The following is an 8,442-nucleotide window of genomic DNA, read 5'->3' as shown; positions in this document are numbered from 1 at the left end:
CATGCGAAAGGTCCGGCGTAGAGGGTAAGACCCCCGTAGTCGAAACATCAACGGCTCGTTTGAGAGACACCCAAGTAGCACGGGGCCCGAGAAATCCCGTGTGAATCTGGCGGGACCACCCGCTAAGCCTAAATATTCCCTGGTGACCGATAGCGGATAGTACCGTGAGGGAATGGTGAAAAGTACCGCGGGAGCGGAGTGAAATAGTACCTGAAACCGTGTGCCTACAAGCCGTGGGAGCGTCGCGCAAGGAACTTGTTCCTTGCGTCGTGACTGCGTGCCTTTTGAAGAATGAGCCTGCGAGTTTGCGGTGTGTTGCGAGGTTAACCCGTGTGGGGAAGCCGTAGCGAAAGCGAGTCCGAACAGGGCGATTCAGTAGCGCGCTCAAGACCCGAAGCGGAGTGATCTAGCCATGGGCAGGTTGAAGCGGCTGTAAGAGGTCGTGGAGGACCGAACCCACCAGGGTTGAAAACCTGGGGGATGACCTGTGGTTAGGGGTGAAAGGCCAATCAAACTGTGCTGGGGGACGTCATCGACGTACGGCAGGGGCATGTCGTTGCGGTGTTCGTGCGGCCCGAGGCACGGGGGCGGGGGCTGACCGAGCGGCTCTTCGCGCACGGACTGCGGTGGGCCCGGGACGTCGCCGGTGTGGACCGGGTGCGGTTGTTCGTGGACGAGCGGAACGGGCGGGCCGAGGCCTTCTACCGGAAGTTCGGGTTCGTACCCACCGGGAAGAGCGTGCCGGCGCCCGGGGACGCGGGCGCGCGGCAGCTGGAGTTCCTGTTCGAGCGGCCCTGAACGGGGGCGGGGGTCACACCGGGAGGTCGTGCTGGGGCCAGCGGGAGCGGGCCTGCTCGCGGGAGCGCAGGAGGGCCAGGGTGGGCAGGCCGCGGTTCGAGGACGTGCCCTCGCTCGCGGTGAGCAGGTCCGGGAGCTGGGGCAGCGGGGCCACCGCGGCGACGTCGTCCAGGACGAGGGTGAGTGGTGGGTCGAGGCGACCGGAGGATGACCGTTCGGCCATGCGCCGGCCGCGCTCGACCACGCTTGAGGCGAGGGCCGTCAGGAGCGGCATGGCGCCGGGGTTCGACCTCGGGTCCTCGATGGGTTCACCCACCACGTAAAGCGTGCCCCCTTCGTCGACGAAGGAATCCAGGGTGAGGGTGTCGGTTCGGTGAGGGGTGCACGCTTCGCGGACGTTGACCGTGAACAGGGAGGAGAGGGCCCGGGCGGTCAGCTCCTGGGCGATGTCGCGCCGTTCCGGGTGTGACGTGAGGGCTGCTTCGAGTTCGCCCGCGGAGCCGGCGGCGGCCTTCGGGTTCGTACGCAGGATGCGTACGGCTTCCTGGACCTGTGCGCCCTGGGCCCAGCGGTGGACGTGCCGGATGGTGCGGCCGTCGACCGCGGCGGCGTGGAGGTAGCTGCGCAGGAGGGTCTCGGCGGTGTCGGCGACCGCCTGGTCGATCCGGGCGGTGGGGCGGACCGGGGCGAGCAGTGCCGCCGCGCGGGCCCTGGCGGTGTCCTTGGCCTCGCAGCCCGCGGAGGGTGACCAGTGGAGGCGGTCGGAGGTGATGACCAGGGCGGGGCCGTCCGCGTCCCGGATAGCCTGGACCGCGAGGGGGTGGCGGGTCTCGGGCGGGCCGAGGACGACGGGGCCCTGCGGGGCCTGGACGGGTTTCTCCCACCCGCCAGCCGGTGCGGCGGTCTCCACAGGAGCAGGCTCCGGCGGCGGTGTGGCCGCCTTGGCGGCCGGGGCCGCTGCGAGGTACTCCGACGAGGGCTGCGGCGCCGTGACGTGCTCGACCGGTGGATGGGTCGGCGGGTGGACCGGTGGGTGTGCCGCGTCGGGCCGCTCCGCCGTCCGGGCCCGCGGGATCTCGTGCGCCTCGCGTGTCTCGTTGGTGTCGTCCCTGATCGGAAGGCCCGTTTCCGCCGTGGCGAGTTCCCTGCGGCGGGTCCTGCCCGCCCGCCATCTGGCGACCGTGCCCAGCACGAACACCGTGAGCACCACCAGCACCATGAGCTGGCCGATGAACAGGCCCCAGAAGAGCCCGTACCCGGAGAGCTGGTCCGGTGGGGTGTCGGGCCAGGCGGCCGGCAGGTCGTGGGGCGCGGCGACGAGTCGGCGTATGGCCAGGGGCGTACGGCGGAAGCCGGTGCCGTCCGGCCAGGAGCCGTGGGCGAAGAGGCCGGCGAGGCCGGTCGCCGTCCAGACCATCACGGTCATGCCGAGGCCGAAGGCCAGGAGGCCCAGCAGCAGGCCGTCGGGGACACCTCCTTGACCGCTCCCCTGGCCGCCGCGGTGACGGTCGCGCTCGTCCGGTCTCATCTCGGGTCGCTCCTCTACGCCACCGTGGACTCGGACGAGTCGTCGAGGTCGCTCAGGTGGTGCTCCATGAAGGCCGCGGCCCGCTCCTCGGCCTCCAGCTCGGCGGCGCGCAGGGCGTCGTCGGCGAGGTGGTCGGCCGACGACTCGGTCATGGCGCGGTCGGTGAAGACGAGGGGCCGCTCGGTCTCGGTGATCAGGTGCTTGACGACCTGGACGTTGCCGTTGACGTCCCACACGGCGATGCCCGGGGTGAGGGAGGGGATGATCTCCACCGCCCACCGGGGCAGGCCGAGGACGCGGCCTGTCATTCTGGCCTCGTCGGCCTTCTGGGCGTAGATCGTCCTCGTGGAGGCCATCTTGAGGATCGCCGCGGCCTCCTTGGCGGCCGCTCCGTCCACGACGTCGGACAGGTGGTGGACCACGGCCACGAACGACAGGCCGAGCCGGCGGCCGAACTTCAGCAGGCGCTGGAAGAGCTGGGCGACGAACGGGCTGTTGATGATGTGCCAGGCCTCCTCGACGAGGAAGATGCGCTTCTTCCGGTCGGGGCGGATCCAGGTGTGCTCCAGCCACACGCCGACGATCGCCATGAGGATGGGCATGGCGATGGAGTTGCGGTCGATGTGGGAGAGGTCGAAGACGATGAGGGGGGCGTCGAGGTCGATGCCGACGGTCGTCGGGCCGTCGAACATGCCGCGCAGGTCGCCGTCGACGAGGCGGTCGATGACCAGGGCGACGTCGAGGCCCCAGGCGCGTACGTCGTCTATGGCGACGTTCATCGCCTCCGCCGACTCCGGTTCGGGGTGGCGCAGCTGCTCGACGATGTCGGTGAGGACGGGCTGGCGGTCGACGATCGTCTCGTTGACGTAGGCGTGGGCGACCTTGAGGGCGAAGCCGGAGCGTTCGTCCAGGCCGTGGCCCATCGCGACCTCGATGATCGTGCGGAGCAGCGCGAGCTGGCCGGTCGTGGTGATCGCCGGGTCGAGGGGGTTGAGGCGGATGCCCATGTCCAGGGCGGCGGTCGGGTCGAGGCGGATGGGGGTGAGTCCCAGCGCCTGGGCGATGAGGTTCCACTCGCCGACCCCGTCCTCGCCCTGGGCGTCCAGGACGACGACCTGGCGGTCCTTGAACCGCAGCTGCCGCATGACGTAGGTCTTCTCCAGCGCGGACTTGCCGTTGCCGGACTCGCCGAGGACCAGCCAGTGCGGTGCCGGGAGCTGTTGTCCGTACAGCTGGAAGGGGTCGTAGATGTAGCCCTTCCCGGAGTAGACCTCGCGGCCGATGATGACGCCGGAGTCGCCGAGGCCGGGGGCCGCGGTGGGCAGGTAGACGGCCTGGGCCTGGCCGGTGGAGGTGCGTACCGGCGGGCGGGMCGTCTCGACCTTGCCGAAGAGGAAGGAGGTGAAGCCCTCCGTGAGGACGGACAGCGGATCCCGCATAGAGTCCTACCTCCGGATGCCGGTCGCGAACGGGAGTGTGTTGACGAAGGCGCGGTGGTGCTCGCGGTCGCACCATTCCAGCTTCAGGTACGACTTTCCGGCCGAGGCCCTTATCGTCCGCTTGTCGCGGGCCAGCGCCTCGGGGTTGCGGGACGACACGGTGATGTAGCCGACGAGGTTGACGCCGGCGGCGCCGCTGGCGAGGTCCTGGCCGCGCTGGTCGACGCGGTTGTGGGAGGCGACGTCGCGGGGGTCGACGGTGCGGTTCATCTTGGCCTGGCGGCTGGCCTCGGCCTCGTCGTTCGTCTTCTCGGTCAGCATCCGCTCGATGGCGATCTCGGTGGGTTCGAGGTCCATGGTGACGGCGACCGTGCGGATGACGTCGGGGGTGTGGACGAGCAGCGGGGCGAGGAAGTTGACGCCGACCGGGGTCATCGGCCATTCCTTCACCCAGGCCGTGGCGTGGCACCAGGGGGCGCGGGTGGAGGACTCGCGGGTCTTGGCCTGGAGGTAGGTGGGCTCCATGGCGTCGAGCTCGGCCGGCCAGGCGTTGCGCTTGGTCATCGCCTGGATGTGGTCGATGGGGTGGTCCGGGTCGTACATCGAGTGCACGAGGGAGGCGAGCCTGCCCTGGCCGAGGGGCTGGCGCACCCGGATGTCGGCCTCCTGGAGCCGGGAGCAGATGTCGGTGAGCTCGCGGGCCATGACGACGGCGAGTCCGGCGTCCCTGTCGAGCTTCTTGCCGCCCTTGGGGCGGGCGGCGCGGGCCATGGCCTGGCCCTCGGCGGCCAGTTCGCGGGAGTAGTGCATGCAGGCGACGAGGTAGGCGCGGTGCTGTTCGCTGCTCGTCGACACCATGGACTGGAGCTGCTCGTACGAGCCCTGGAGCCAGCCGGGGGCCTTGTCGTCGCCGCGCAGGGAGACGTCCTTGGCATGGGCGTCGGGGTCGGCGGGGAGCGTGCGGGCGAGCATCTGGATGCGGGTGACGAAGCCGTCGCCGTTGGCGACGTGCTTGAGGAGGGTGCCGAAGCGGTCGACGAGGGCTTCCTGGTCCTCGCTGTCGCGCAGGCCGACGCCGGGGCCCTCGATCTCGATGGCGGCGGTGACGGTCTTGCGGTCGGCGTGCAGCAGTACGGCGATCTCGTCCGGGCCGAACGGGGCGGCGAGCCAGGTGATGCGGCCGATGCCGGGGGGCGGGCCGACCTCGACCTCGCGGCCGTCGATGCGGGTGCCGGACTCCATGACGTCGCTGCGGTAGGCGGTGCCGCGGCGCAGCGAGCGCTTGTAGCTGCGGTTGATCTCGAACCACTTGTAGAAGGTGCGCCGCTTGTAGGGGACGTAGACCGCGGCGAGGGCGAGCAGGGGGAAGCCCATGAGCAGCACGATGCGCAGGGAGAGCACGGGGACGATCAGGCCGCACATCATGCCGAGGAACGCGCCCGCGATGATCAGTCCGATCTCGCCGGACTCGCGGTTGCGGCCGACGATCGCGTTCGGCCGGGCGCGGCCGATCAGATATGTACGGCGGGGCGTGACCGGATGGGACACATGGGAATCGGTCGTCAACGCCCTTCACCTCCCGTGCGGTTGTTGCTGCTGTTGCGGTTGTTCCCGGCGTGCGGGGTGTTCACCGGGCTGGAGCGCGGCGGGGGTGCGGCGGAGGGGACTGCTCCGCCACCCCCCGGGGCGCCGGAGCCGCGGGAGCTGTGGGCGGCGACGCCGCCGGAGACGGGGTTGGAGGGCCGGCCTCCGCCGCCTCCGCCACCGCCGTTGTTGTCGGCCCGGCTGCTGTGGGTCTTGATGCCCTGGGCGACGAGGGTGGCGGGCGAGCTGATGACGGCCGCGGCCTTGCCCTCGGCGCCCTGCATGATGCGGTTGTTGCGGCCGCCGGCGATCTCGTCGCCGAAGCCGGGGACGAAGCGGTAGATCATCGCGCTGGCGAAGATGGCGAGCAGGATGATCGCGAGGCCGGAGACGACGGCGGAGAAGGCGTCGGGGCCGTCCTCCGCGGAGAGGGCGCCCGCGAGGCCGAGGACGATCACGATGACCGGTTTGACGAGGATGACGGCGATCATGATGCCCGCCCAGCGGCGGACGTGGCCCCAGAGGTTCTTGTCGACGAGGCCGGCGTAGACGACGGTGCCGAGGAGCGCGCCGACGTAGAGGAGGGCGGCGCGGATCACCAGTTCGAGCCAGAGGACGCCGGCGGCGAGGATCGACACGAGGGAGACCACGATCAGCATGATCGGGCCGCCGCCGATGTCGGTGCCCTTGTTGAGGGCGCCGGAGAAGTTGCCGAAGAAGGTGTCGGTCTGGTTGCCGGTGGTCTTGGCGAGGACCTCGGCGATGCCGTCGGTCGCGGAGACGACGGTGTAGAGGACGAGGGGGGTGAAGGCCGAGGCCAGGACGGTCAGCCAGAGGAAGCCGATGGCTTCGCCGATGGCCGTGCCGAGGGGGACGCCCCGCACGGCGCGCTTGGCGACCGCGAGCAGCCACAGGAGGAGGGTGAGGATGGTCGAGGCGGCGAAGACCACGGCGTACTGCTGGAGGAACGTGGCGTTCGTGAAGTCGACGGTGGCCGTGCTCTGGACGGCTTCGCTGAGCTTGTCGATGGTCCAGGAGGCGGCTTTCGCACAGCCCTTGGCGAGGGAGGCGAGGGGGTCGAGGGCGGTGGTGGGGTCGTCGAGGGAGGGGCCGTTGCGGTTGCTCGACCCCTTCTCGCAATAGTCCCTGGAGGGGCCCGCGAGCTGCGAGCAGTCCTCCAAGGGGGTCGGTGACGGCGTCGGAGCTGCGTGGGCCTGCGAAGCCAGCAGTACGACCGCGGTCTGTACGGCTGCTACGACGCCGGTGAGCTTGAGCGCGCGCTGCGGGCTACCGGGCATACGTGAACCCTCCGAACTCCTCGACCGCCTTGCCGATCTCGTCGGACCCGGAGACGGGGTTGTCGCCATTGACGGGGGTCGGGCCGGATTTCTGGCTGGTCCCCAGGACCTTCCAGTCGTCCTCGGCCCAGTTCAGCTTCACGGTCAGGGTGAACCAGCCACTGGTCACCGGGTTGGTGGAGGCGTCCCCCGTGAGTCCGAAGAGGCTGTTGCACCACACCTGGACCGTCGTCGCGTCCGCGCTGCTGGACGTGACCTTGGTGCCCACCGGCAGCGTGCGGTTGACGAAGGTGCTGCCGGAGGGCGCGCCGCCGTCCTCGCTGAGGCCGATCTTGTCCAGAAGTGCCGCCGAGTAGTCCCTGTCGAACCCGGCCTGGAGTTCGTCCAGCGTGCTGGCGTCGGCGACGGTCCGTACGATCTCGTGCCGCTTGTCGGTGTTGAACATGCCGTCGGAGCCCAGCGCCGCCGCGTAGTTCGCCGCCGCGCTCTGCGCGCCCTGCTCGGTGTGCGGGTAACCGGTCGGTACACCGGCCGACTTCGACGTCACCGGTTTGTCGCCCGATGCCGTTGTCGCGGATGTCTTCGGGCTGTCGCTCGTGCCGGTGTTCGAGGTGGAGTCGCCGCCGCCGCGGTTCGCGAAGGCGATGGCCGCGATGAGGAGGACCACCACGCCCACCACCGTGACGAGGCTGCGGGAGGAGGAGCGGGTGCTGCGGCGCGCCCCGCCGTAGACGTCGCCGGTGGCGTCGGGGAGTCTCGTACGGGTCTGGCCCGTCCCCCCGTAACCGCCGCCTTCGCCGCGCGCTCCGTTCTCGTCGCCGAGACTCATACCGCGTACGCCCCCTCGACCTCATGCTGAACCGCCGCGTACGACGGTAGCTCCGCTGGTTTCCGCGCGGGCACGGTGTGGTGACTCGACATCAGGGAAACGCAACCTCAGCCGGTGGGCACGACGGACGGGTGGGGTGGAGGGGGATCGGGTGTGCCCGGCCGGATCCGAGGACACCGGGCCGGCGGCCGTCTACACGGCCATGCCGTACACGATGGTGAAGAGCGTGCCCAGTGAACCGATGATGAAGACTCCGGTGAGCCCCGCGATGATCAAGCCCTTGCCCTGCTCCGCGCTGAAGGTGTCCCGCAGGGCCGTGGCGCCGATGCGCTGCTTCGCCGCTCCCCAGATCGCGATGCCGAGACACAGGAGGATGGCGACCGCCATCACGACCTCGATCATCACCCGGGCCTCGTTGCCCAGGGTGCCGAACGGGCCCCAGTCCGGAGCGATTCCGCCGATGATCGTGTTGATGTCGCCCTTTTCGGCTGCGAAAAGCATGTAAGTCACCGCCCCTAGTGGGTTGTTCTGCCTCCCCTGCCACTCTGCGCAGAGGTCACCGCCATTGTCGCTGACAATGACGCTGTCGCATGTCGACTTGGCGTCATTGGTTGGCGGATTTCGTACGAATCCCTTGTCACCGGCGTCCGCGGCACCCCTCGGGGGGCGCAGGGTCGGCATACGAGGGCGCTCATCGTCACTCTGTGTATCACGGCAGGTCACGCCGGGCAATGAAGTGGAAGCGGAACCTGTGGTTTGTTCCGTCGTTAACCCCTCTTACGCGCGTGCCGCCTGATGTTGGCCGACTTCGCCCGTCCATCGGGCCCCGACTCCGTCCCGTGTGCGCCGGTCCGTCGTGCCGATGTCCTTCGGTCCTACGTCTCCTGATGTGTAGACGTCGTCCCTCTTTCTGCGTGGTGAAGGCTATCCCGGACGGGGCGGCCGGGGCTGCGGGTGCCCGTGGGG

At 69.7% G+C, this 8,442-nt stretch carries 7 protein-coding genes and 1 other annotated feature (1 of these 8 running past the window's edge); of the genes, 1 reads left to right on the top strand and 6 read right to left on the bottom strand.

Annotated features, from left to right (window positions below):
* Nucleotides 1–568, top strand: a sequence feature (23S ribosomal RNA rRNA prediction is too short) (it extends 286 nt beyond the left edge of the window).
* The gene (locus tag FGF04_RS02055) at nt 562–798 is read left to right on the top strand and encodes a GNAT family N-acetyltransferase (protein ID WP_223146330.1); all 237 of its coding nucleotides are present in this window, start codon (nt 562–564) and stop codon (nt 796–798) included. It overlaps the preceding feature by 7 nt.
* Nucleotides 799–811: 13 nt before the next feature.
* On the opposite strand, the gene FGF04_RS02050 is transcribed toward FGF04_RS02055, so the two are convergent.
* The 6 genes from FGF04_RS02050 to FGF04_RS02025 all read right to left on the bottom strand — a co-directional run bounded on the left by FGF04_RS02050 (nt 812) and on the right by FGF04_RS02025 (nt 7,977).
* Nucleotides 812–2,326: a P-loop NTPase family protein gene (locus FGF04_RS02050; RefSeq protein ID WP_149509413.1), complete on the bottom strand. Its 1,515-nt coding sequence runs from the start codon at nt 2,324–2,326 to the stop codon at nt 812–814.
* A gap of 14 nt (nt 2,327–2,340) precedes the next feature.
* Nucleotides 2,341–3,765 (bottom strand): ATP-binding protein, encoded by a 1,425-nt coding sequence (locus tag FGF04_RS02045; protein ID WP_149509412.1) that lies wholly within the window; start codon nt 3,763–3,765, stop codon nt 2,341–2,343.
* Between the two features lie 6 nt (nt 3,766–3,771).
* Complete coding sequence (locus tag FGF04_RS02040) at nt 3,772–5,331, bottom strand: SCO6880 family protein (RefSeq protein WP_149509411.1); 1,560 nt, start codon at nt 5,329–5,331, stop codon at nt 3,772–3,774.
* Entirely contained in the window at nt 5,328–6,647 is a 1,320-nt protein-coding gene (locus FGF04_RS02035; RefSeq protein ID WP_149509410.1) for a hypothetical protein, read from the bottom strand. Before FGF04_RS02035 ends, FGF04_RS02040 begins: the two co-directional genes overlap by 4 nt.
* The gene (locus FGF04_RS02030; RefSeq protein ID WP_149509409.1) at nt 6,637–7,476 is read right to left on the bottom strand and encodes a hypothetical protein; all 840 of its coding nucleotides are present in this window, start codon (nt 7,474–7,476) and stop codon (nt 6,637–6,639) included. The genes FGF04_RS02035 and FGF04_RS02030 overlap by 11 nt, the downstream gene beginning before the upstream one ends.
* Nucleotides 7,477–7,668: 192 nt before the next feature.
* The gene (locus FGF04_RS02025) at nt 7,669–7,977 is read right to left on the bottom strand and encodes a hypothetical protein (RefSeq protein ID WP_107015212.1); all 309 of its coding nucleotides are present in this window, start codon (nt 7,975–7,977) and stop codon (nt 7,669–7,671) included.
* Nucleotides 7,978–8,442 lie beyond the last annotated feature (465 nt).

The sequence above is a fragment of the Streptomyces apricus genome (assembly GCF_008369065.1).
Lineage (GTDB): Bacteria > Actinomycetota > Actinomycetes > Streptomycetales > Streptomycetaceae > Streptomyces > Streptomyces apricus.
This window is presented reverse-complemented; position numbering and strand designations above follow the sequence as displayed.